The following is a 24028-nucleotide window of genomic DNA, read 5'->3' on the forward strand; positions in this document are numbered from 1 at the left end:
TCGCGCTTCTTCCTTAGCCTTTGCGGAACGCCGGTGCGCCCCACGGTGCACCTGTCGAGCCGCCGTCGACGACGATTTCCGCCGCCGTGATTCCCGACGCATCGTCCGAAGCCAGGAACAGCGCCGCTGAGGCGACTTCCTCAGGCGTGGCGAAGCGGCCCATCGGAATGAGCGGGGAGATTGCCTGTTCGGTCTGATCGACAGTTGCCCCGGCGCGTGAGCCGCGTGTCCAGATCGGCGTGCGCGTGCCGCCTGGGATCACAGTGTTGACGCGGATGCCGCGCGGGATGAGTTCCGCCGCAAACACCTTTGCCATTCCCGTCACGCCTGCCTTGGTGGCGGAATAGGCCGCCGATCCCGGCGAGCCGAGTTCGCGCATGACCGAGCCGTTCAGCACGATCGAGCCACCTGCGCTCATCAACGGCAGCGCGCCCTGCACCGTGAGGAAAACCCCGGTCAGGTTGGTGCGCAGAATCGCCTCGAACGCGGCGGCCGTTGTGCTGCCGAGCGGCGTGGAGCCCGGAATGCCCGCATTGGCGAACACGATGTCCAGCTTCCCGTAGGCTTCCTGAATCTGCTTGAACAGCGAGTCGATCGCTGCGGGATCGTCCAGATCCGCTTGAATGCCGAGCGCGTTTTCGCCCAACTCCGCCACAGCGGCATCCAGCTTTGCGCGATCGCGCCCCGTGATCGCCACGCGGCCGCCATCCGCGATCAGAAGTCGTGCCGCGGCAAAGCCGATGCCGCTATTGCCGCCCGTCACGAGCGCTGTTTTTCCGGTAAATCGCATGTTCCTTCTCCTGTGTAGTGCGCCGCGAGATCGCCGGCATCGCCGCGTCTGCTCGCATTGCGAAAAGACCCTGTTGAGCGGCGCGGGACAGCGGCCGCATCTGGACATCACGAGCATCGTCAACAGCTGAAATCTGCATGTTGATCATCATGCACAAATTCAGTATGATGATCGTCATGCAGATTGTCAAGCATGACGGAGCAGAAAAATGGGTTATTCACAGGCACAGAAGGCTGAGAGCAGGCAGCGTGTTCTGGAGAACGCGTCGCGGCAGATTCGCGAGAACGGTATCGAGGCGCTCGGCGTGGCCGATTGCATGCGCAGCGCCGGGCTGACGCACGGCGCGTTCTATGGGCACTTCGCGTCGCGCGATGCGCTGATCGTGGAAGCGCTGGAATATGCGCTCACGCAAAGCCGGGCGCGCATCGCCGCGCGCGATAACGATGCGGGCAAGCGTAGCGAGACGCCGCTGCAGTCCATCGCCGAGGCCTTCCTTGATGAGCGTCACGTGAACGATCCCGGCACCGGATGTGCGCTGTGCGCGCTTGCGGGTGAAGCGCGGCATGCAAACGCAGATGTGCGCGCACTGTTGACGCGGTATCTGAATGAATTGACCGCACGTGTTGCCAAGGCGGCGCTTCGCGGCGGCGAGAAGTCGGCGCTTGGCATCGTGGCGACCATCGTAGGCGCGATCACGCTGGCGCGCGCAGTGGACGACGATGAACTGGCCAAATCGGTTCTTTCTTCGTCGCTCGCGCTCGTGATGACGCAGGACGGTGACGGTGATAGCGTGCAATAGCGCATCAGCGGGCGGTAGCGGCACGACGGTTTTTTGAGCGTCCGGGTATGCTGGCGAGATCGAGCGAATTCTCAAACGCATTCACGGCATAACGTTCACAAGAGGCCAAAGCATGTCGGACCATCCCATCGACAACCCGTTTCTCGAATCGCTAGGCGTGCGGTTAACGCAATGGCGTGAGGGCTACGCCGAACTGACCATGCTGATCGACGCCAGCAAGCTCAACCGGCAGGGCGTCCTGCAAGGTGGCGCGATTGCCACCCTGCTTGACGCAGCAGCGGGATATGCAGGTATCTTTGCGCCGCCCGGCCAAACCGCGCGGCATGCGTTCACGCTTTCGTTGACCACCAACTATCTCGACAAAGGACTCGGCGAACGGGTGACCGCAAAAGGGTTTCTCGAGCGTCAGGGACGTTCGATCTTCTTTTCGCGCGCCGCGGCCTGGGTGGACGAGCGCATTCTGATTGCGAGTGCGCAAGGCACATTCAAGTATTCGAAAACGGCCGGGTAGGCGCCGGCATCTGCCGGGCGCCCCCAAGCGCCGAGATCGAAGAACCCGCTTGTCTCCCGGACTAGCTCTGCGAACCTGCCCGATGCGCCAGCCATGCCTGGGTGCGTGACTCGATGTAATGCGCGTACTCCGCGTTGGTCCGCAAAACGGGCATCTGATGATGCATGCCTCCCTTCGCATCCGGTACCGGCAGTCGCGATACCAGTTCCGCGTGCACTTCCTGCAGGTGCGACGGCTTGTCTGCCGAGGGATTCGTGCCCTTCGACGTGGGCACCACCACGCCGGAAGGTGGATCGTCGGTCCGCGGCGTCTCGAGCGTTAGCGCGTCGCCCACGTCAGGAGCGGCGGCATCGCGGGCCGTGAGAGCAGGCACACCCCAGCGCGTTTCGACCGTCTTCAGGATCGAAGTGTGGTCGAGCGGCGTCGTGCCTGCTGGAACGCGGAACACGGTCCCTGGTGCGATCAGTGGCGAAACCAGCACCGTTGGCACGCGCAAGCCGAAGCGCGTGAAGTCGAAACCATATTCGCCAGCCGTGTTATCGGGCGGCACGGCGCCCAGCGGCGGCGGAACGTGGTCATAGCATCCGCCGTGCTCGTCGTAGGTAATGATCAGGAGCGTCTGATTCCACTGCGCTTCGTTGCTGCGCAAAGCGTAGTACACGTCGTGGATAAATTGCTCGCCCAAGGCGACGTCGTAGTTGGGATGCTGGCTGTTGCCGGCTGCGTCCCAGCTCGGTTCGAGAAAGCTGTATGCGGGCAGCGTGCCGTTTTTCGCTGCGCTCTGGAAGTCCGTGAAGAGTCCGAAGTGATCGTCGGACGCATTCGTGGTGTCAGGGAAGTTCAGGCGTGTGAGCGGCTGCTGGGTGTATCCATAGATGACCCAGCTTTGATTGTGCTGTGACAGCGCGCCGAAAATACTCGGCGACGTAAACGTCTTGGTCTTGTCGTCCATGTGTCCCTGGCTTGTCCCCGCGCACACGAAGGCGCGATTCGGCAAGGTCTCGGTGGGCACCGAGCTGAACCACTGGTCGCATACGGCGTAACCGCGTGCGAGTCCCGACAATACTGGCAGCGTCTCCGGTGTGTACATGCCCATAATGTCCGAGGCGACCGTGCCCTTTAGCACGCCCCAGCTCGGCTCCTTCGATTCCCAGCCAAGCGTGTAGTCGTAGTCCGTCACGAAGCCCTGGTTAGTCGCGTTGGCCGGCGACGGCGCGGTGACCGTGCCAAACAACTGCGAGTTCGTTGCGCTATAGCCTTCGCCTGGATCGGCGCCGGGTTGAAAGTATGCGTTGCTGTCGCTCGACTGGATCTTGTACACCTTCACGGACTCGCCTTTTTTCGAGGTCGGGTTCGATTCGTTGCCGGTCAGGCCGTCGAACGCCTGACCGGACGGCGATTTGTTCTGCTGGTCCGTGTAGAGGAAGCCAAGCATGTGATCGAAAGAACGGTTCTCCAGCATCAGAACGACAATGTGCTGAATCGCGGCAAGCTGGTTAGCCATGGACACTCCTTCGGTAATGTCGTTTGCGGTGCTCGCAATGCAATGCGTGTTTCAGCATGCATGCGTTCCGAGGCTTCGACATGGATGCCCGAAGCAGGTTCGAAGAAATATCCCTGATGTTTTGCGAGGCAAAAACGCCTCATCAGTTCATTACCTTTTGATGTCACACGGCAAAAAATATGGTGCGAATTCAGTGCAGATATAGTGCTCGCGGAGACGCAGCAAGCGTGCCGCGCGAAGGTGACACTTTTGTTCTCATTGGCGCGCGTGTTCCCGCGTTGTAGGATTGAAGAGGAAATGCGGGCCACGCGCCACACGCGCATCGGTCTGCCTATGCGGAATACGTGAGCCGTGTTGCGCTGTTCTTGTCCTGCTCGCCGTTACAAAAGGCGTATCGAATCATGAGTTCCCGTACCGTGATTGCTGAAACTGCACACATGTACGCGTCGTCTGCAGCGGTCGGCCCCGTCAGCACCGGGTCGGTTTCCGCTGCGATGACGGCTGCCGATGCTTTCGTGCTGCTTGCTACATCGATTTCCGGCGAGGCAGTGTGCCGGGTTCGCAAGCTCAATTCCAGCGCGGGTCCTGAGGACCTCCACAAGCTTCGAGTCGCGCTGCGCCGTTTGCGGACACTGTGGTGGGCATACGACTCCTTGCTCGACGGAAAAGAGGCGAAGCTGCAACGCCGCGAGTTCAAGTCACTCGCCGATGCCGCCGGCCGCACGCGGGACTGGGATGTCTTGCGCGAACTGATCGCCGCAGTGGACGCAGCGGAGAAACATTCGTTTGCCTTGCTGATTGCCGCGATCGATGAGCATCGGGCTCAGGCGTTGTCGTTCAGCTTGCGCGCGCTCGGCAATGCAGGCGTGGAGAGAATCCTGGAGCAGACTTTTGCAGATGCGCGTTTGCACCTCGATGCGCAATGCGCCTCTCGTCCTGTTGCAAGCTTTGCGGAAGAACGCGTGCAAGTAGCCGAAGAAGCCTTGAAGAAGCGCGTCAAACGGGCGATATCGGCAGACGGATCAGACTACGCGGCGCTGCACGAGGTGCGGATTGCAGGGAAAAAACTTCGCTATTTGCTGCAGTTTTTCGCGCCGGTTCTGGAGAGCGGCCATCAGGCCGTGATTGACCGTCTTACAGTAGTGCAAGACGAACTGGGAACGTTGAACGACCAGGTGATGAGCGAAGCGCTGCTTCGCGAGTATGCCTTTCAGTTAGGTGACGCCGGGCGGGTCAAACAGGCCATTGCGCATCTGCAAAGCGAGACCGCGCATCACATGCATCACGTCCACAAGATATTGCATACGATGGCGTAGCGGGCCGACGCCTCGTGCTGTCCCCGAGGCGCATGTTTATGCCAGTTCGGACCGGCGCTGCTCTCCGTCGTGCTGCCAGCTGTTCGCTACCCGTTCGCCGTCCGCACGTGCCTGTGCTTCCGAGGAAAACAGGTCCTCGCTATAAGCGACTACCTTTTTCCCCGTCCCGTGCTGCCTTTCGGTCGTAAGTGCCCAATGCCAGCCACCATCCTGTTCAAACACATGAAGCGTCAAATCAGGTGAGTGCGGATATGTCATTTATGCCTCCGCAGTTAGGGGGCCCGATGGGCATCTGTAAGCCCCCAAGCTCCGCTCAACTCAGCATAGGCGTATAAATGCTGCGACGCAACATTAAATTTTTACGACACGTTTCGAGCGTTGCGAACCGGTGCACAAAAAGTCCACACACTTACTTCGGATAACGAATTGAAGCTGATGTATGGACGTCGTGCAGCCGGGCTCCTGACAGCTTCAACTACTGGAACTTGACGACAGTTTTGCCGCGGCCATGCCCCGTTTTGTTGCGCTCGATTGCATCAGTCGCCTGGGACAGATCGACGATCTCGGAGACTTCCGCCCTCAGATTACCTTGAGCGACTTCGCGCGCGATTTCCGAGAGCTTTGCGGCGTCAGTGCGCATCTGGAACCAGACGCCCCGTTTGCCTGTTGGCGTTTGCGTCGCTATCTCGGGCGCGGCCGTACTCACTATGCGACCCTGTTCCGCGACGATCGGCCAGGATCCGGTCAATGCGGGGCCGCCAACGAGATCGAGCACCAGATCCACGTTGCGTGCGACTTCCCAGAATGGTGTGGTCCGATAATCGATCACTTCATCCGCGCCCAGTTCCCGAAGATAAGCCGCGTGGATGCCTCGCGCAGTCGCAACGACACGCGCTCCAGCACGCCGGGCCAACTGCACCGCAAAACTGCCCACGCCGCCCGCTGCTCCGTGAATCAACACCGTCTGCTCGCGTTTCAGTTCACCCGCTTCGAACAACGCCTGCCATGCTGTCAGCGCGGCAACCGGAATGGCGGCGGCGATGGTGTCGTCGAGGCCGTCGGGAATGGGCGCAAGCTTGTCGGCGGCGATTGCTACGTGATCAGCGTAGGCGCCTATGGCGCCCAACGCGCCCAGCACACGGTCGCCTACCGTGAAGCGCGTTACGCCTGCGCCAATCTCCGTCACTTCGCCGGCAAGCTCGATGCCGAGCGTCGCCGGCAGCGGGAGCGGAAAGACGCTTTGCAACGAGCCGTCGCGGATCTTCCAGTCGAGACCGTTGACGCCGGCCGCGCGAACCCGCACCAAGACCTCACCGGCTGCCGCCGTCGGCAAGTCGATACGGTCGATAGAGACGGCGTCGGCGCCGCCATAAGCATGGATAAGAAGAGCTCGGTTCATTGTGCATTCTCCAGAACAGCATAGTCGATGTAGCCTTGCGGGCCGGCTGAGTAGAACGTGTCGCGGTCGGGCGTGTTGAGCGGCGCATCGGCGAGGAAGCGCTGCGGCAAGTCCGGGTTGGCGAGATACAGGCCGCCGAATACAACTGCATCGGCACCTCCCTCGTCGATCAGCGTTTGAGCGCTTGTCTTGTTGAGGCCGCCGCCGTGCAGCAGCGCGCCGTCGAACACCGGCTGCAGGAGGGCGCGGTAATCGAACGGGCTCTTCGTTTTGGCTACATGCAGATAGGCCAGATTGAGTTGCCCGATCCGCTGAACAAGGTACTGATAGGTTTCCTGCGGTGTCGCGTCGCTCACGCTGTTAAAGCCCATCTCCGGCGCGATCTTGATGCCGACGCGATCGCCGCCAGCCTCTTCGACCATGGCCGTCAGCACGTCGAGCACGAAGCGCGCGCGGTTTTCCAGCGAGCCGCCGTATTGATCGGTCCGTTGATTGGTCCCCGAGGATAAAAACTGTTCCGGCAGATACCCGGAAGCAGCATGCAACTCGACGCCGTCGAAACCGGCTTCCAGCGCGTGACGGGTAGCGAGCCGATAGTCCTCGACGATACCGGGGATTTCTTCAGTTTCCAGCGCGCGCGGCACGACGAAATCCTGCGGGCCGGTGGCGGTGAAGACCTTGCCTTCCGCCGCAATCGCCGAAGGCGCGACGGGCGTCGCGTGGTCCGGCAGCAGGCTCGGATGCGAGATGCGTCCGGTGTGCATCAATTGCAGGAAGATCAGGCCGCCTTTCGCGTGCACTGCTGCGGTAATGCGTTTCCACGCGTCGATCTGCGCGGCCGAGTGGATGCCCGGTGTACGCACATAACCCTTGCCCATCGGCGACGGAAAGGTGCCTTCCGTCACGATCAGGCCGGCATTGGCGCGCTGGGCGTAGTACTGCTCGGCGAGCGGGGAGGGCACGCCGGACACATCGTCGGCACGTGAGCGGGTCATCGGCGCCATGACGAAGCGGTTGCGCAGGGTGTGGCGGCCGATACGGATGCTGTGGTAGAGGGAGTTCATGTCGTTTCCTTGGTGTTGGTGAAGGAGTAAGGACAGAATGAACTGATCCATGGGAGAGATAAAGGCATAAAATTGAATACAGTGATCCACCAGTGGAGCAATCGGCATGGAATTGTTGAGCTACATGCGCCTGTTTGTCGAAGTGGCGCGGACCCGGAGTTTTCGTCGCGCGGCGGAGGCGCTGGATATGCCGAATTCGACGGTCTCGCGGCATATTGCGGAACTGGAGAAGACGATTGGTTTGCGCCTGCTGCACCGGTCCACCCGGAAAGTGGAATTGACCGAGGCGGGCGAGGTCTATTTCAGGCGCTGTCAGAGCATCGTCGAGGAAGCGCGCATTGCGCATGAATCGCTGCTGGACATGGCTGAACGCCCGACCGGCACACTGCGGGTCTCGATGCCCGCGGATCTGGCCACCGGCCATCTGGCGCCGATCCTTGCCGATTTCGCCAAGGCGTACCCGCTGATCGCTTTCGAATTCGATTTGACACCGCGCCGGATCGATCTGCAGACGGAGCCGTTCGATCTCGCGATTCGCATCGGACCGCCGCCCACCGCTCCGTCGATGCTGGTAGCGCGGCAGATCGCGTTGCTGCCGCGCTATCTGTACGCTGCGCCAGGCTATCTGAAAACCGCGCCGCCGCTTGGTCACCCCGATGATCTTCGCTATCACGTGTTATGCGTGACGCAGGGGGTGCCGAGACAGGGTGAGATGTCGAGAACGTTTTATCGCGGTGACGAAAAGGTTGAAGTCGTCACTGCAACCCGCTTCGCGATGAACAGTGTCGGTCTGAGCCGCGAACTGGCGATTCAGGGTGTTGGAATTGCGGCGATGGACCACGAACTCGCGCGCGACGACCTGGCGCTGGGGCGGCTCATACGCGTGCTTCCCGAGTGGCGTCTTTCACCTGTGCAGGTGCATGCCATCACGGAGACGCGATTATTGCCGGCGCGGGTGAGGTTGTTTATCGAGTTTTTGAAGGCGCGGTTGTCGAGTCTCGGATGATTGCTTTAGCCGGCGCTCACGAAGCAATGCTTTGCCACCTTGCATCTGCATCCAGGGGATAGACCGGCCGCTTCACGCGCTCGAAATCGAACAGGCCGTAGTCCGAACTCGTTACGCCGCGGCTGTCGCATTCCACGAGTGCTGCTGCTATCGGTACGAATACCGGCCGGCAATACATCCGCGATTTGAGCAGCAGAAAACGCGCGCGCCGTGGATCGATACCGACGCTTTCGAACACGCCCAGATCCCAGGGCTCATGCGTGCGCTCGGTCAGGACGAGCGTTGCAGCGCCGATGTCGAGTACGGCGGCACGTCCCATGTAAGCGCGCTGTCCGGTGTAAGTAGGACCGCTAATGGTGTACTCGCCATCGGTGAGTGCACGTACCACGCCGGTCAACGTAACGGGAGCCTGCGGCTTAACAGCTTTGCTGGCGAGTTTGTTGCCTACTGGTAGCGTTACTGTGGCTCCCACTCCGGCCTTATGCAGCGCCGCCACCGCTTCCGGATCGCAAAGCGGTCCGCTCACGACACCGTCGAGTCCCTGTTTGAGCACCTCTGCGAGCAGATCCATCGTGTCGCAGGTGCCGCCCGACATGCAGTTATCGCCGTGATCGAGCAAGAGCACGGGCTTGTCCGCACCTTTGGCGAGAGCGGCCGCTTCAGCGACCGAGTCTGCGAGCGGAGCGCTGCGATAAAAGAAGTCCTCCCTGTCATCCCAGATCTGTTGTGCGATGCGTTGTGCGGCCCGATCCGCGGCGGCGTGATCGCCATCGCCCACCACCACGACACTAATACAGGGCGCTGCGATATCCGCCAGCGAAAAACCCGACAGCACCGATACCGCCAGCATCCCGCCCGCCTCGGCTGCGCGCGCGGCATCGACCGCACGCTTCATCGCGCCTTCGGCCGTCGCGCTGCGCAGCGTATGCGTAAGCAGCGGCGGCTGGCGCCACGCGATCACCGGCCGCGCCCGCTGATGAATCAGATCGAACAGCAAACGCGCCGCGTGCGCGCCGGTCTCATACATGTCGACATGCGGATAAGTCTTGAAGCTGACGATGACGTCAGCGTTGTCGATCATCTTTTGCGTGACGTTGCCGTGCAGATCGAGCGCTACGCCGATGGGCGCATCCGGCAATGCCGCGCGTACGCGGGCGAGCAGATCGCCTTCGCCATCGGCCGAGTTCTCCGCGACCATCGCGCCGTGCAGATCCAGCAACACAGCGTCGCACCCTTGCGCGGCCTCGACGATCGCATTGCAGATCGCATCGTAGGCAGCCGCCGCAACCGGGCCACTTGGGTTGGCCGAAGCCGAAACCGGTGTCACGTACTGTGCGTGCTCACGCTCGGCTGCATCGATAAACGCAGACATCGCGGTCTGCATGCCTTTGTTTTCGCGCAATGCATCTTCTCCCCAACTCGGGCCGCTGCGCCCGAATGCTTCGAGCGGTGTCGCGACGGGAGAGAACGTATTGGTTTCGTGATTCATCCTGGCAATGAGGAGTTTCATGCGCTTGCCTTTGCGATTTCTTGCGATAAATGACGCTGCAGTTAAACGACGCCCACGCCGAGATAGCGGTCCTTGACCGACTCGTCGGCGATAAACGCGGCATTGTCGCCTTCGTACACGATCACACCCTGCTCGATGATGTAATGCCGGTCAGCGAGTTGCGAACATACCTCGAGGTTCTGTTCCACCAGCAGGATCGCGACACCCGCTTGCTTGATCAGCTTTAACTGCGCAACGATTTCTTCGACGATCACCGGCGCGAGTCCCTCCACCGGCTCGTCGAGCATCAACAGACGAGGATGGTTCAGCAACGCGCGACCGATGGCGAGCATCTGCTGCTCACCGCCGGACAATTGAGCGCCGCCATTCGCGCGCCGTTCTTTGAGGCGCGGAAAAATACGGTAGATATCGTCAAGCTGCCACGGCGAGTCTTTGCGGGCACCGAGCCGCAGATTTTCTTCAACCGAAAGCAGCCGGAAGATACCGCGATGCTCGGGCACAAAGCACACGCCGCGCGAAGCGATCCTATGCGGTGCGAGCTTGTGGATCGGTTCGCCTTTGAAGGTCACCGCGCCACGCGCCGGCGTCACGACGCCGGCGATACTCTTGAGCGTCGTCGACTTGCCGGCGCCATTGCGGCCCAGCAGCGTAACGGTCTCACCTTCGCCGACACATAGCGTAACCCCTTGCAGGATGTGACTTTTGCCGTAGAAGCCATGAATCTGCTGGACGTCGAGGATCATGCGCGACCTCCGGTGATCATGTTGCCAAGGTACGCACTCCTGACGCGTTCGTCGCCGCGAATTTCGTCGGGGCGGCCTTCTACCAGAACGCGGCCCTGTTGCATCACGGTGATGGTGTCGGAGATGTCCATCACGATGCCCATGTTGTGTTCGATCAGCACGACTGTGTATTCGTCGCGCAGGCTGCGGATCAGTTGCTTCATATCGGCGAGATCGTCGATACCCATACCCGAGGTCGGCTCGTCGAGAAAGATCGCCTTGGGTCGCGCGGCGAGCGCCATGCCGACTTCGAGACGCCGCTGCTGACCGTGCGACAGGGCACCCGCAGCGGTGTCCGCAAAACGCTGCAAGGCAAGCCGTTCCAGCACGCTGTCGACTACATCAGTATGCGCCAGCGGGCCGCATGGCGGCTTCCATGCATTCAACGCGTGTCTGGCTTCGACACCTTGCGCTGCGAGGCGTAGGTTCTCGCGCACACTCAGATTGGCGAACAGACTCGTCACCTGAAACGAGCGAGCGACGCCGCGGCGCACGCGTTTGTGGTCGGGTTCATGCGTCACATCGTGGCCGTCGAACATAATCTTGCCGGCGGTAATCGGCAAGGTGCCGGTGAGAACGTGAAACAGTGTCGTCTTGCCCGCACCGTTGGGTCCAATCACCGAATGCACCGTGCGCGGCAGAATGCGCAGATCGACTTCGGAGAGCGCGGTAAATTTTCCATAGCGCTTCACGATGCCGCTAGCCTGCAGGATGGCTTCGCTCATGCGTGCTCCTCGCCTGCGTCCGCAGCGGGTGTATCGCGCCGCACAGCTTGCCAGATACGTTCGCCGAGACCCCACAGTCCGCGTTGCATGAACAGACTCACGGCGATCAACAGCAGGCCGAGCAGCAGCAACCAGCGCGGCCACAACGTAGAGAGCCAGTCGGCGAACAGCACATAAAAGGCCGCACCGAGCACCGACGCAAACAGATTGCCGGTGCCCCCGATTACCGTCATCACGAGGATCATCTCGCTCGTGTGGTAGTCGATATTCGACAACGGTGCGATGCCGGTCATCAGCGCATGCAACGCGCCGGCAAGACCCGTAACCGCACCGGAGATCATAAACGCCATCAGTTTGAAGCGCTTGACGTCGTAACCGACCGCGGCGGCGCGCGCTTCGTTGTCACGGATCGCCAGCAGGGTGCGTCCGAAGACCGAATGCGACACACGCATGAGCAGCCAGAACGCGAGGAGGAACAGCACCGCAACGAAACCGTAGTACTGCCACGGTGTCGTGAGCGGGACGAGCGTCTTGCCGAACAGGGAGAGTGCAGGGCGGGGGATACTCAGCAGGCCGTCGTCTCCGCCGGTCAGATTGGGCGTTGTGTAGGCCAGAAAGTAGAACATCTGCCCAAACGCGAGCGTTAGCATGACGAAGTAGGTGCCGCGCTGACGAATCGAGAACCAGCCGACCAGAGCAGATGCTGCTGCGCCGACGATGATCGACGCGAGCAATGCGAGCGTGACAGGCGTGCCATCGAACTTCGTCAGTATGATGCCCGCGGTATAGCTGCCCAGCCCGAAGAAGATTCCCTGTCCAAACGAAAGCAAGCCGGTAAAACCCAGCAACAGGTTGCAGCCGAGAGCGGCGAGCGCGTACACCAGCACCTCGGTAGCGAGCGAGCCTGAACGCAAGGTCAGCGGCAGCACGCAGACCACAAGTAGCGCCAGCAGAATGAAGCGATAGTGATGCAACGCCTGTCTGAATGTGCGCCTGGAGCCGGCTGCCGACGCATCCTCAGTAGTGAGCGTCTTCGACGTGTCGATCATGTCGCTCTCCCGAGCAGTCCGTTCGGGCGCAACAGCAGCACGGCAGCCATTGCAACGTAGATCATGAGGCTTGCGCCTTCGGGCCACAACGTGCTCATCACGCTCTGCACGATGCCGACCAGCAGACCGCCCACCAGCGCACCCAGAAAATTGCCCAGGCCGCCCACGACCACCACCACGAATGCGACGCTCAATGCCTCGATGCCCATGAACGGATCGACACCGCGAATCGGCGCGGCGAGCACGCCCGCTAGCGCAGCCGTAGCGGCACCGAGCGCAAACACGAGGCTAAACACCCGCAACACGTTGATGCCAAGCAGCGAGACCATCTCCGTCGATTCACTACCCGCCCGCACCGCGCTGCCGAGGCGCGTACCTTCGAGCAGCCACCACAGCAGGCCAGCCAGCACGGCAGTAAACCCGATCACGAACAGCCGGTACTTCGGATACACGAAGCTGCCCCAGATCACCACACCGTTCAGTGAATCCGGTACGGGCACGTTATTGCCGAGCGGCCCCCAGATCAGGATCACGCACTCCTGCAACACCAGCGCGAGACCCACGGTCACCAGAATATGGAACTCGTGCTGCTGTTCATAGACGTGTCGCAGGACCAGCTTCTCCACCACCCACGCCAGTGCGCCGACAACGATCGGCACGACAACGAGCGCGGTCCAGAAACTCATCGACCACTGCAGCGCCTGATAGCAGAAGTACGCGCCGAGCAGATAGAACGCCCCATGCGCAAAGTTGACGAAGCGCAGCAAGCCGAAGACGATCGACAAGCCCACCGCCAGCAGGAAATACAACATTCCCACGCCGATGCCGTTGACGATCTGCAGAAGATAAACGTTCATGACGTCCGTCGCTGAAGGTTGCGGTGGGCGCGGCCGCCCGACGCGAGGACTATCAGGCCAGCTTGCAACCGGTTTTGTCGAGCGGCAGGAACGACTGGCCGGAACTGACGATATCGGCGAAGTCGTCCGCGTTCTTCATCTTGTTCTTTGCCTTGCCCTTGAGCAAATAGTAATTCTTGATGACCTGATGGTCGCCTTTGCGTACTTCCTCCGGACCTGTCAAGCCTGCGTACTTCATGCCCTCGAGCGCGGCGACCACCTTCTTCGGATCGGCCGAGCCCGCCTTGACGATGCCGTCGAGCAGGATCTTCGTGCAGATGTACGAACCCGCCAGGCTGTAGTTCGGATTCTCCTTGAACGCCGCATTCGAGCGTGCGACGAGATCATGATTAAGCGGCGAGTCGATGCCGTGCCAGTACTGCGCGCCGAAGTAGACGCCGTCGCACAGGTCGGCGCCGAGCGCCTGGAACTGCTCGAGCCCGGAGGCCCATGCAATCAGGATCGTGCAGTTGTTCTTCATGCCGAAGCTGATGGCCTGACGCAGCGTATCCGACGATTGCGAGCCGAAGTTGAGGATGAGCAGCACGTCGGGTTTAGCGGCGACGGCGTTGGTCAAATAGCCGCTGAATTCCTTCTCGGTGAGCGAGTGGTAGCTGTTGCCCACGTGCTCGATACCCTTCTCCTGAAACACCGCTTTCGCCGCGGACAGCAAACCGTCGCCGAACACGTATTGCGGTGTGATGGTATACCAGCGCTTGGCCTTGGGCAGCATCTGGATGAGCGGGCGCACGGTCTGATCGATCGCGCCGAAGGTCGGCACCGACCAGCGGAAGGTCGCGCTATTGCAGTCCTTACCGGTGATTTCATCGGCGCCGGCGGTGGTGATGAATACGCCGCCGTCCTTCTCGACTTCGCTGGCCATGGCCAATGCTTCGGAGGACAGAATACCGCCCGCGAAATAGCGAACGTTCTTTTGTTGAGCGATTTCTTGCACGCGGCGCACAGCGGTGGCCGGTTTGCCTTCCGTGTCGAGCACTGTGTACGAGAGCGGTTCGCCGAGCACCTTGCCGTACTGTTCGATAGCGAGCTTCATGCCGAGATCCGCGTATTTGCCATTGGCGGCAAAGGCGCCGGACATCGGCACGGGGCAGGCGAACTGGAGCGGCGCGCCCTGGGCAAACGCGCTACGCGTAACCAGCGAGCCGAGCGTTCCGGGGACGGCCGACAGAGCGGCCAGCTTCAACATATTTCGGCGATTCAAAATGACGCTCCTTGGTGGAAAGAGACACGCATGCAACCGACTGCGAAACCGGGCTGGCCGCCGCGCGGTCTTTTTTGACCGCGCTGACTGGATCTATTTATCATGATAAATAGAATGAACCCGATGCTAGGTACAATAAATTCGGGTGTCAATAAGGCAAAATTCCCGTCCCGCAGCGGGCCGGCTACCCGCCGGCGGCGACTACGGGTTTGCCCGTAGCAGGGGTGGGCAGGCGCCGACAGGCGCACATGAGGAGCATCGAAGATGGTCATGGATCGAGCCAAGGGTGGCGTCGCGATTGAAATCAAGCAGCAGAAGCGCCCCGATCTGGTCGCCGAAGAGATCAAGCGGCTCATCACCGAGAAAGACCTGAAACCGGGCGACCGTCTGCCGCGCGAGGTCGAATTGCAGGCGCTGTTTTCGGTGAGCAAGAGCACGATTCGCGAGGCACTCAAATCGCTGGAGGTGCAGGGACTCATCAAGGTGACGACCGGGCCGAACGGCGGCGGCATGGTGGTGGAAGTGCCGCTGGATCGCACGCTGCAGTTGCTGCAGAACTATCTGTTCTTCAAGGACGTCACCATCGACGATATCTATACGGTGCGGCAGTTGCTCGAACCGGAACTCGCAGCGGGTGCGGTGCCGCATCTGACCGAGCAGGATTTCGCCGCGCTCGATGCGAGCATCGCATGCTGCGATAAACCGGCTGCGGCGCATGGTGTGAGCGATATCCTGAAGCAGCGTCAGGAGGACGTGAATTTCCACGACATCCTTGCGGCGGCGAATCCGAATCCGTTCTTGCGATTTAGCTGCGAGTTGATCAACGAAATGATCCGGCAACTGATCGAGTTTCGTAACGATACTCCGCAGTCCGAACATGAACGCTTCGGTGAGGCTAACGTGAAGATTCACAAGGCCATCACGAAAGCGGCGCGCGCTCGCGATGTCGAGAAGGTGCGCGAACTGATGGTGATTCACATGACCGAGGCGCCGCGCTACGTCAAACGGATGAAGGGTAAGTTGCGCGGAAGGCTGATTCTCGATTCGGAGATCCGTAAGAGGCTGCGTACGCGAAGCGCGGCGCCGGCGGAGGATCTGGAGGGGACCGGGGATTGACGATGCTCGTCCGGCGAGTGGCGGGCGGCATGAAACGTGCTGGCGCAGAGAGGCGGAAGTGTGTGCGCAGATGGCAGCACACAACCTGAAAGATCCTCTATAAGGAATCACGCTAATGAATCACTTCAACCGCCCCATTTTGCGCCTTACGTTGGGCGCAGCAGCGCTTGCTGTGGTGTTGCCCGCGGTCGCGTTGGCCGACGATGCTCCCTCTCCCTGCGCGGCGTTGAAACGCATCGTCGCCGCTGCGCCGGATGGGTTTACCGGACTTAGCCAGGCAGAGGTGAACGGCGTCGCGCAACCCTACGGCGACGATGCGCAATGCAACGCGAGTCACGACAGCTATCAGTGTCTGTGGACGCCGCATCATGACGCGGGTTCGAGTGCAGACGCGCTTCAGTCGGTGGCTGCGGATATTGCTTCTTGCTTGCCCGATGCGACCCACGATCAGAACTCGCCGGCGCGACAGCATTTCTATTTGGGAGCGCGCGGCAAGCGCACGCAGATTACCGCGACGACGGCTGGGGCCTCGAAGCTTAGGCTGGTGGTGACGGGGAAGTAAGAGGCGCCTATTCAGTCGCGTACCAGGCGGAGGCGGCGTCACCGACGTCATACATCACATGCGGCATCTGGTGCTTGGGGCGCGGTACGTCACGTCGGTATGTACGGTTCACTCGTTCTAGGCGCGGCGGGTTTTGCTAGAAGGCAAGCGCGCGGTGTGACGGCGGGGATCGACTTGCGTTGACACTGGCTGCCAAGCTAACCGATGAAGTCACCGCGCAGTTCGTGCAACTTGGTCTGGAGTACGTGCCGCCGCTGCCGTTTCAGGCAGCACTCCGGAGACAGCATCCGCCGCCGTGCCAGAACGGACGATAGCGCGCAACGCGCAGAATCATTCATCACGTCGCCCGGTCGCAGAAAATGTGCAGCCGACTATCGGCGCGTGGGGCCGCGATCGTTGGTGGCTCGCTGCGAAGGCCGCTGCTAGCGCTGGCGGCGCGCCCGAAGCAGCGCGCGGTTAACCCGCTACATCAATGGCTTGGCTCGCTTGCTCTTAGATTATCCACAAGCTTATGAACGAAGTCTGTGGATAAGTTTACCCCGCGACGCACAAGGTCCACAAACATCTATTCCGTTTGAATTCAACGACGTAGTTGTTGGCAAACGGCCTTCGGTTCTCCGTATCGTCGTGACGGTCCGCTCCTGAAGCTCACCGCCGCCGACCATGGCCGCGTCGTGAACGGCGGCAGCGGCCTGTCTGGCCGGGTGCATGCCGGGGTGAAAGGCATCAGCGTCCACTTCCGTTATCGTTACCGCTTCAGAAAAATCATAGAGTGTGATTTTTCGTAGTCCCTATCATTGCAGAAGGGGAAAGTGACTCGATAACCGGATTGCAGAGTGGTTTTTTGGGATGAAAAACCACTCTACTATGTCGGGCGTGGTTCGTCATTCACCACACATTTCTCCGGAAGGGTGCCTTTCCGACGCTCTGTTTTTGTTGAACAGCAACGCGTTCGAATTTCAAAACCTTTTGAAACTCGCATCGGCACTTTCCGGAGGTGTCCGATCGCCGGGTGCGGCGCCTCGCACAGCGCGGACCAACAATCAGAAAACAGGGACTTGCGTATGGCGGAATTCGATCGGGTTGCAAACCTGCTCACAGGACGGCAGGCATATTTCCTCGATGTGGCCGGCACGGACAGCGCGGCGGCGCTCTCGGTCGTCTCGTTCGAAGCGACCGAAAAGATGGGCGCACCTACCGAGGTGCGCATTGTTCTGACCCATCCGTCGCAGCTTGCGCAGGCTGACTAACGGTGCGCTCGCCAATGGGGGTTTTCACTTCTACGAGGGGCAAAGCGGTACGAATGCTGGCGCGGTTGATCGCGCGCAACACCGCACCGACTATGACGAACTGCTTGATACGGACGCCTGACCATGACCCAGCAACCACCGATTACCGTACCCATCGCGCTGTCGTGCACGCGGAGCGCGGTGATAACCCTGCCGTGGTTCGTGCAGAAGACGGAATATCGTCCAAAGCCTGCCAACTACACGCCGCTTGTGAACGGCCACGAGGCGTTCGGAGCACTCTATGACGCCATTGACAAGGCGACACATACCATTGATTACATCTGCTGGGGCTTCCAGCCGTCGATGTATTTCAAACGGGACGGTGGCAAATCGCTGCGTATTGGCGATCTGCTCATCAGGAAGGCCAAAGCGGGTGTCAAGGTTCGCATCCTGTGCTGGCTCGATTCCGCCTGGATCGCGCAGATCGGCGAACAGGAGGTACCGGGGTGGATCGAGGGTGCGCGGTTCATGACACAGAACGAGGATGCATATCAGATCGCCTACGACCGGAACTGGTATCACAATGCCCGGTTGCCGGCAGGCGGCAAACCTTCGGGTGCAGCGCCTGCCGGATCGCAGATGTATACCGCACTCAGACAGGACCCGTACCAGATGTTCGGTTCGCAGTCCTTCAGGGATATCGGCATCGAACTGGTGACGCGTGACTTCTCGCTGCATGACCGCGAGGAGATCATGTATCGGGAAAAACTCATGCGGGGAAGCGGCGATGGCCCAACATCCGGGACTATTGGTGCATACGGTGCGGAACCCTCCCATCACCAGAAAATGGTGCTGATCGACTATGAAGCGCCGGAAGTTGCTGTGGGCTTCGTGATGGGACATAACACGCTGGATGCCTATTGGGACGATGACCGTCACAGCTACGCGAAGAAAACGCCGGGCCTGGGGCGCAATGGTGATACGCCACGGCAGGACATGTCGGCCATCGTCGCGGGGCCGATTCTCGAACATCTGAACGACAATTTCTGCTGGGCGTGGCAACGTGATGCGAAGGAAGACCTGCTCGCAAAGCGTAGTGGATTTGCAGCGCAGTTAGAACCGCGCGACAGGATCGGTACACGCGTCATGGCGCAGATCAGCCGCACGCAGTCGCAGGAGGGCGTGCGTAACATCAGGGCGCTTTACCTTCAGGCGGTCAATAACGCAACGAAATTCATCTACATCGAGAACCAGTACTTCCGCTGGCCGGCTCTTGCGGAAAAGATCAAGAGCGTGGTACAGGCGCAGATCTGTGCCGGACGTGATCCGGCAAAGCCGGTTCATCTTTTTGTTGTGACCAACGCGAACAGGGACGGTATCGGGCAGGGGCCTGGAACGACCTATGACATGCTCAATAGTCTTGGCCGCGCGGACACCATTCCGGTCATCGCACGGGAGGAGCGCAGTGACGCGCTCGGCTCCGCATTGCAGGATGTCCGGAAAGAGGTTACGGCGGCGAACACGCAGATGCGAAACGCGAGCAGCCCGCGGGAACGGGCCGACGCACAACGCGCCGTTGACGCAGCGCAGGCCAGGCAGGCGAGGCTGCAACACGAGTATGACGACAACCTCAACGCAGGTAAGGAGGTTCTGCCGCAGCCGATTCCGGGTCTCAAGGTTCACGTCTGTTCGCTGGTTGCGCCCGACTCGCCGCCTGGTAGTGCGTGGACGCCAGTTTACGTTCACAGCAAGATCATGATCGTTGACGACGTGTTTCTCACGCATGGTTCGGCCAACATCAACCGGCGCAGCATGGAGGTGGATAGCGAACTGAATATCTGCCACGAACGGATGGATGTGACGCAACCGCTGCGAAGGCACCTGTGGACCGTTCATACGAAGGGGCTTCACCGTGCGACATCGGACTCAATTGAAACGGCTGCTCAGGGTTGGGAGTACATCATTAGTCAGAATGCAAGGCGAGAGAAAAACGGTGATGCACCGCTTGCGTCACTTGTCGGTTTCATGTGGACGGGCGCGAGCCGTTTGCGGCTGGACTGAACGATGGAAAGACGAAGCACATCAATTGCGATCTGCCTGGCGCTTGCGCTCAGCGCCTGTTCGAACAAGGATAATCCGATGCCCACCCAAGCCGAATGGAGCGCCGTGCGCGCGAAACTGGCCTTTACCTGTGCCCACGAGGCGGACCACCTTCCGCCTCTCGATCCGCAGGCCGACGCGCTGTTCAAATATGCCCTGTTCCTCGAAAAGAAACCTGGCCCGAAAGACTACGATGCGGCCGCCCGCTATTACCGGATTGCCGCCGCGCATGGTCATTACAAGGCCAACCACAACCTGCAACTGCTAGTGTCCACCGGACAGGCATCGTCGCCCCACGCGGCCGCGGAAACGATTGACCTGGCCGAACAGTTGATTGCTGCAGGTATCCCGGGCGGCTACTACGATATGGGTCACTACCTGGAACTCGGTTACGGCGTGAAGCAGGACGAGAAGAAGGCACGGATTTATTTCCGCAAGGCCGCTGACCTCGGTAGCCCCGAAGGGCAATATTATGTCGGCGACCTGCTTTCCCCAAAGGATCGCGCGCCGGACATTTCGCGGCAGATGATGGAATGTGCAGTCGATCAGGGATATGGCAAGGCTGGCAGCTATCTGGGTATCGACCTGATGGACAGCAAACTCTATGCAGAAGCAATCAAAGTGTTCCAGAAGGGGGCACAGGCGGGCGATGTCCAATCCGCATTTGCTCTGCAAGATGGCTTCGATACCAGCAATCCGTCGAATATCGCTTCTTACATTGGGGAGTCCAAGGACGCGGAACGCTCGCGCCGTTATGAGTTGATCTGGAAGTTCTTGGACCGTCACGACGGTCTCAATCCGAAGGTACCGGACATCGACCGGATCGTGCCTCTGCCTCCCGCGAAGCTACCGGAGTGGGATGGTACGTTCCAGTGGCAGAAGGAACAGGACGCCGCCCAACCACCGCAGAAGCCTGCCGACGCGCTGGTTACAAAGCTGGCCCGTGAGAAAAACCTCGACCATGCGACGGGCCTGCCTCTCACGCCGGCTAAAAAGGACAACCGTTTGCCGCTTGGCGCCACGGCTCGCACCAACGAGTTCTGCCCGCAGGATGGCGTCTGGCGCGCGAAACAATGGGCGGGTTTCAGTCCGGACGCGACACAGCGTATCGGCAAAGGAGAAATCATGCCGCGCCTCACCATAACCCAGCCGCGTGCCATACCGGGACTCGACGCGTTGCTTGGGATGCGCCAGCACCATACCGATGTGACGTGGAGCCTGGTTGCCTACAGCGACGAGGCGTAGGACACCCGGTTCGGCCAACGTCGACCGGCGCAGCATGGAAGTGGACAGCGAACTGAACATCTGTCACGAGCGCATGGACGTGACGCAGTCGCTGCGAAGGCACCTGTGGAATATCCATACAAACGGGCAGGGGGTGCAGGATGACCCTCAAATCGCGAGCAAGTATTGGGAACAGACAATTGCTCGAAATGCCGGCAATCAAAAGATCGCACTAGCTCCCATCGCATCACTCATTGGATTCATGTGGACGGGCGCGAGCCGTTTGCGGCTGGACTGAACGATGGAAAGACGAAGCACATCAATTGCAATCTGCCTGGCGCTTGCGCTCAGCGCCTGTTCGAACAAGGATAATCCGATGCCCACGCAAGCCGAATGGAGCGCCGTGCGCGCGAAGCTGGCCTTTACCTGCGTCCATGAGGCGGACCACCTGCCGCCGCTCGATCCGCAGGCTGATACGCTGTTCAAATATGCCCTGTTCCTCGAAAAGAAACCCGGCCCGAAAGACTACGATGCGGCCGCCCGCTATTATCGGATTGCCGCGGCATATGGTCATTACAAGGCTAACCACAACCTCCAACTGCTGGTCTCCACCGGGCAGGCATCGTCGCCCCACGCGGCCACAGAAACGGTTGATCTGGCCGAACAGTTGATTGCTGAGGGCATCCCGGGCGGCTACTACGACATGGGTCACTACCTCGAACTCGGTTACGGCGTGAAGCAGGACGAGAAGAAGGCGCGGATCTATTTCCGCAAGGCCGCTGACCTTGGTAGCGCCGAAGGGCAATATTATGTCGGTGACCTGCTTTCCCCAAAGGATCGCGCGCCGGACATTTCACGGCAGATGATGGAATGTGCCGTCGATCAGGGATATGGCAAGGCTGGCAGCTATTTGGGCATTGACCTGATGGACGCCAAACTTTATGAGGAAGCTGTCGAGGCGTTCCAGAAGGGGGTGCAGGCTGGTGATGCGCAATCGTCGTCATTTCTGCAAAATGGATTCGATACGAATCCATCGGATGAAATCTATTACGTCGGACAGTCCAAAGATTCTGAACGCTCACGCCGGTACGGACTGATCTGGAAGTTTCTCAGCGACCACGATGGCCTGAATCCGAAGGTCCCGGACATCGACCGGATCGTGCCGCTGCCTCCCGCGAAGCTACCGGAGTGGGATGGTACGTTCCAGTGGCAGAAGGAGCAGGACGCCGCCCAGCCACCGCAGAAGCCTGCCGAGTCGCTGGTTACAAAGCTGGCCCGTGAGAAAAACCTCGACCCTGCGACGGGCCTGCCTCTCACGCCGGCTAAAAAGGACAACCGTTTGCCGCTTGGCGCCACGGCTCGCACCAACGAGTTCTGCCCGCAGGATGGCGTCTGGCGCGCGAAACAATGGGCGGGTTTCAGTCCGGACGCGACACAGCGTATCGGCAAGGGAGAAATCATGCCGCGCCTCACCATAACCCAGCCGCGTGCCATACCGGGACTCGACGCGTTGCTTGGGATGCGCCAGCACCATACCGATGTGACGTGGAGCCTGGTTGCTTACAGCGACGAGGCGTAGGAAAAATCACGCCCTGTGATTTTTGAGCAGGGATCGATATTTAAAAGCTGAGTGGAAATGCGACCATGGAACCGCGAAGGTATCACGGTGATCTGTGTCTATAAGCGTAGGCGCCTGCCTCTCGCCAGAATCCAGGCGGCGGCAGAGGCAAGGGGCGGACGGTGCGCGAATCTTGGACGGTCGAAGAAGCGGAGCAAGCGTCTGAAATACGATTTTGCAGGATGAGTGCGGACTGACGTTGCCCCCGTTGCACGCATCCCTCACTGTATTCCTTGGTTCTGACCTACACCGAAGATACTAAGCAGTTGATCATGCAGGCTGTAGATTCAGCCAAGCTGGCTCCTCTAGTGAGTGGAGTTATGGAAGTACCGTCTTTTTTAGACGGTGACGAATTCAAGTTTGACGATGAATTGGCGCGACAGCTTGGAGTTGTGGTGCTCAATGTGATTGCAGCGGGACGACCGAACCTGTCCGCATTTTTGTGTGCAAGGCGAGTTATAAAACGTTACTCGGCCAACATCGGCCTGATCTACTCCGAGACGACCCGTACAGGGGCGTTGCGCAAGTTCGGGTTTGATTACAAAGGCCGGATGGTGCTGGTGAACTAGTTCGCGGTCGATAACATAGGGCCGGACAAGCTAAAGATCGATTTTCAGTATGACGATAACGATCGCATTGTTGCCACGGTGGATCCGTTGGGCAATGCGACGCGGTACGCGTACGACGGCAAGGGGAATCTTGCTTCGGTAACCCATCCCGATGGCGTGCCAAGGCTCTGCGTTGAATGCTATATGGCGTGGAAAGCGAAACTGCCGGGGAAGCTGTTTGGCGACGAATTGAGCGAGGCGTTGCCGGATTGGGGTGAGACAACAGAGCTGATGCTGAGCGATCAGGCGCAGATTCCTTATCCCGCTCTGGTGCCGGATTTGACCAGCTCTGCGAAGAGATCAACGCTCTATAGCGCGCTGTTCGGAGCTGGCGGCCGTGACGGTGGAATGGTTAAATGTGCAGGTAGCGGTGATAAAGAGTGGCTCGAGGCGGAGTGTCATGCGAAGTATGAGCGCGATATGTTCAAATGCAACGCGCTTGCCAAATATATGGGTGGGTTGGCTGGCCTCGCGCTTTGCAAGCAGAACGCATTTGCTGACTATCAAGATTGCAGGGGGCACTGATGATTCAATTTCCGCCATGTTCCGTGGTAGTAACCTATGACCAGGATCGTCAGCAGTTGATCCTGCAGTCGGTCGAGAAAGCGAGGATGGCCCCTGCTTTGAAAGGGGCAATTGAAATGCCCGTTTTGCTGGACGAATTCGAGTTCAGACTCGACGATGAATTTGCGCGTCGGTTTGGTGCTGGCGTGCTCAGTCTGATCGCACTAGGTCAGCCTGACATAAAGCAATACATGACTTTTACAGAGGCACCGACCGACAAACCGTCAGAAGAGTAAGCAACTGAGGTTCGGTGCAACGAGCGAACGATGTTCGATGGTTGCACCGAGATCACCGGAGACGATTGCGGCCCGTACTTCTATGTGGCCCCTATCCTGCGGCGCGAGGGTGTAAATAGTTTTGTGTAAACGGTCATTTGGCAGGAGACTGCCAGTAACAGGAGCGACGATGACCGTAGCGAAACGCAATAAACGGGT

26 protein-coding genes and 1 pseudogene are annotated in these 24028 nt (G+C 60.0%); 14 read left to right on the forward strand and 13 right to left on the reverse strand.

Going from position 1 to position 24028, the window contains the following annotated elements; all coding sequences use genetic code 11:
- Nucleotides 1–13: 13 nt before the first annotated feature.
- Entirely contained in the window at nucleotides 14–790 is a 777-nt protein-coding gene (locus tag P3T24_RS38015; protein ID WP_074266411.1) for an SDR family NAD(P)-dependent oxidoreductase, read from the reverse strand.
- Nucleotides 747–968: a hypothetical protein gene (locus P3T24_RS38020; RefSeq protein WP_429441812.1), complete on the reverse strand. Its 222-nt coding sequence runs from the start codon at nucleotides 966–968 to the stop codon at nucleotides 747–749. The genes P3T24_RS38015 and P3T24_RS38020 overlap by 44 nt, the downstream gene beginning before the upstream one ends.
- 30 nt (nucleotides 969–998) lie before the next feature.
- Between P3T24_RS38020 and P3T24_RS38025 the strand changes: the two genes are divergently transcribed.
- Entirely contained in the window at nucleotides 999–1589 is a 591-nt protein-coding gene (locus tag P3T24_RS38025) for a TetR/AcrR family transcriptional regulator (RefSeq protein WP_074266410.1), read from the forward strand.
- Between the two features lie 112 nt (nucleotides 1590–1701).
- Nucleotides 1702–2100 carry a PaaI family thioesterase gene (locus P3T24_RS38030; RefSeq protein ID WP_429441814.1) on the forward strand — a complete coding sequence of 133 codons (399 nt, stop codon included), beginning with the start codon at nucleotides 1702–1704 and terminating at the stop codon, nucleotides 2098–2100.
- A 61-nt stretch (nucleotides 2101–2161) separates the two neighbouring features.
- Here P3T24_RS38030 and P3T24_RS38035 read toward each other — a convergent pair whose 3' ends face one another.
- The gene (locus P3T24_RS38035) at nucleotides 2162–3604 is read right to left on the reverse strand and encodes an alkaline phosphatase family protein (protein WP_429441816.1); all 1443 of its coding nucleotides are present in this window, start codon (nucleotides 3602–3604) and stop codon (nucleotides 2162–2164) included.
- A 401-nt stretch (nucleotides 3605–4005) separates the two neighbouring features.
- On the opposite strand from P3T24_RS38035, the gene P3T24_RS38040 reads away from it, so the two are divergent.
- Complete coding sequence (locus P3T24_RS38040) at nucleotides 4006–4920, forward strand: CHAD domain-containing protein (protein WP_429411923.1); 915 nt, start codon at nucleotides 4006–4008, stop codon at nucleotides 4918–4920.
- Between the two features lie 36 nt (nucleotides 4921–4956).
- Here the strand turns inward: P3T24_RS38040 and P3T24_RS38045 are convergent, their stop codons facing one another.
- From P3T24_RS38045 to P3T24_RS38055, 3 genes are all read right to left on the reverse strand, one after another.
- Complete coding sequence (locus tag P3T24_RS38045) at nucleotides 4957–5178, reverse strand: hypothetical protein (RefSeq protein ID WP_074266406.1); 222 nt, start codon at nucleotides 5176–5178, stop codon at nucleotides 4957–4959.
- 217 nt (nucleotides 5179–5395) lie between these two features.
- Complete coding sequence (locus P3T24_RS38050) at nucleotides 5396–6319, reverse strand: NADP-dependent oxidoreductase (protein ID WP_429441818.1); 924 nt, start codon at nucleotides 6317–6319, stop codon at nucleotides 5396–5398.
- A complete protein-coding gene (locus P3T24_RS38055; RefSeq protein WP_429441819.1) occupies nucleotides 6316–7383 on the reverse strand; it encodes an alkene reductase in 1068 nt (355 codons plus the stop codon). Before P3T24_RS38055 ends, P3T24_RS38050 begins: the two co-directional genes overlap by 4 nt.
- 106 nt (nucleotides 7384–7489) lie before the next feature.
- Between P3T24_RS38055 and P3T24_RS38060 the strand changes: the two genes are divergently transcribed.
- Entirely contained in the window at nucleotides 7490–8389 is a 900-nt protein-coding gene (locus P3T24_RS38060; RefSeq protein ID WP_429286163.1) for a LysR family transcriptional regulator, read from the forward strand.
- A 16-nt stretch (nucleotides 8390–8405) separates the two neighbouring features.
- On the opposite strand, the gene P3T24_RS38065 is transcribed toward P3T24_RS38060, so the two are convergent.
- Genes P3T24_RS38065 through P3T24_RS38090 form a run of 6 tightly spaced genes read right to left on the reverse strand, consistent with a single transcriptional unit; the run spans nucleotide 8406 to nucleotide 14573 of the window.
- Nucleotides 8406–9899, reverse strand: coding sequence for a M81 family metallopeptidase (locus P3T24_RS38065; protein WP_429441821.1), 1494 nt, complete (start codon nucleotides 9897–9899; stop codon nucleotides 8406–8408).
- A gap of 41 nt (nucleotides 9900–9940) precedes the next feature.
- Entirely contained in the window at nucleotides 9941–10642 is a 702-nt protein-coding gene (locus tag P3T24_RS38070; RefSeq protein WP_429441823.1) for an ABC transporter ATP-binding protein, read from the reverse strand.
- Nucleotides 10639–11406 carry an ABC transporter ATP-binding protein gene (locus tag P3T24_RS38075; RefSeq protein ID WP_429441824.1) on the reverse strand — a complete coding sequence of 256 codons (768 nt, stop codon included), beginning with the start codon at nucleotides 11404–11406 and terminating at the stop codon, nucleotides 10639–10641. Before P3T24_RS38075 ends, P3T24_RS38070 begins: the two co-directional genes overlap by 4 nt.
- Nucleotides 11403–12455: a branched-chain amino acid ABC transporter permease gene (locus P3T24_RS38080; RefSeq protein WP_074266399.1), complete on the reverse strand. Its 1053-nt coding sequence runs from the start codon at nucleotides 12453–12455 to the stop codon at nucleotides 11403–11405. The genes P3T24_RS38075 and P3T24_RS38080 overlap by 4 nt, the downstream gene beginning before the upstream one ends.
- On the reverse strand, nucleotides 12452–13312 hold the full coding sequence (locus P3T24_RS38085; RefSeq protein ID WP_074266398.1) for a branched-chain amino acid ABC transporter permease: 861 nt from the start codon (nucleotides 13310–13312) through the stop codon (nucleotides 12452–12454). Before P3T24_RS38085 ends, P3T24_RS38080 begins: the two co-directional genes overlap by 4 nt.
- A gap of 52 nt (nucleotides 13313–13364) precedes the next feature.
- Nucleotides 13365–14573: an ABC transporter substrate-binding protein gene (locus tag P3T24_RS38090; RefSeq protein WP_429286158.1), complete on the reverse strand. Its 1209-nt coding sequence runs from the start codon at nucleotides 14571–14573 to the stop codon at nucleotides 13365–13367.
- A gap of 264 nt (nucleotides 14574–14837) precedes the next feature.
- Between P3T24_RS38090 and P3T24_RS38095 the strand changes: the two genes are divergently transcribed.
- The 10 genes and pseudogenes from P3T24_RS38095 (at nucleotide 14838) to P3T24_RS38140 (ending at nucleotide 23830) form a co-directional block, all read left to right on the forward strand.
- Entirely contained in the window at nucleotides 14838–15689 is an 852-nt protein-coding gene (locus P3T24_RS38095) for a FadR/GntR family transcriptional regulator (protein ID WP_429441826.1), read from the forward strand.
- A 115-nt stretch (nucleotides 15690–15804) separates the two neighbouring features.
- The gene (locus P3T24_RS38100; RefSeq protein ID WP_429441828.1) at nucleotides 15805–16251 is read left to right on the forward strand and encodes a hypothetical protein; all 447 of its coding nucleotides are present in this window, start codon (nucleotides 15805–15807) and stop codon (nucleotides 16249–16251) included.
- A gap of 1064 nt (nucleotides 16252–17315) precedes the next feature.
- Nucleotides 17316–17498: pseudogene (locus P3T24_RS38105) on the forward strand (hypothetical protein); the annotation flags it as partial.
- Between the two features lie 126 nt (nucleotides 17499–17624).
- Nucleotides 17625–19541, forward strand: coding sequence for a phospholipase D-like domain-containing protein (locus P3T24_RS38110; RefSeq protein ID WP_429441830.1), 1917 nt, complete (start codon nucleotides 17625–17627; stop codon nucleotides 19539–19541).
- 78 nt (nucleotides 19542–19619) lie between these two features.
- The gene (locus P3T24_RS38115; protein ID WP_429441832.1) at nucleotides 19620–20825 is read left to right on the forward strand and encodes an SEL1-like repeat protein; all 1206 of its coding nucleotides are present in this window, start codon (nucleotides 19620–19622) and stop codon (nucleotides 20823–20825) included.
- A gap of 34 nt (nucleotides 20826–20859) precedes the next feature.
- Entirely contained in the window at nucleotides 20860–21102 is a 243-nt protein-coding gene (locus P3T24_RS38120) for a hypothetical protein (protein ID WP_174567541.1), read from the forward strand.
- Nucleotides 21103–21180: 78 nt separating this feature from the next.
- Nucleotides 21181–22383 (forward strand): SEL1-like repeat protein, encoded by a 1203-nt coding sequence (locus P3T24_RS38125; protein ID WP_074269221.1) that lies wholly within the window; start codon nucleotides 21181–21183, stop codon nucleotides 22381–22383.
- A gap of 311 nt (nucleotides 22384–22694) precedes the next feature.
- Entirely contained in the window at nucleotides 22695–22991 is a 297-nt protein-coding gene (locus P3T24_RS38130) for a hypothetical protein (protein ID WP_429441834.1), read from the forward strand.
- A gap of 87 nt (nucleotides 22992–23078) precedes the next feature.
- Entirely contained in the window at nucleotides 23079–23555 is a 477-nt protein-coding gene (locus P3T24_RS38135) for an RHS repeat domain-containing protein (protein WP_429286152.1), read from the forward strand.
- Nucleotides 23555–23830 (forward strand): hypothetical protein, encoded by a 276-nt coding sequence (locus P3T24_RS38140; RefSeq protein WP_074266390.1) that lies wholly within the window; start codon nucleotides 23555–23557, stop codon nucleotides 23828–23830. The genes P3T24_RS38135 and P3T24_RS38140 overlap by 1 nt, the downstream gene beginning before the upstream one ends.
- Here P3T24_RS38140 and P3T24_RS38145 read toward each other — a convergent pair.
- Nucleotides 23819–24028, reverse strand: a 210-nt coding sequence (locus P3T24_RS38145; RefSeq protein WP_429441836.1) for a hypothetical protein, incomplete at its 5' end; no start/stop codon positions are given. The two genes, P3T24_RS38140 and P3T24_RS38145, sit on opposite strands and share 12 nt — an antisense overlap.

Source organism: Paraburkholderia sp. GAS33, assembly GCF_050436645.1.
Lineage (GTDB): Bacteria > Pseudomonadota > Gammaproteobacteria > Burkholderiales > Burkholderiaceae > Paraburkholderia > Paraburkholderia phenazinium_B.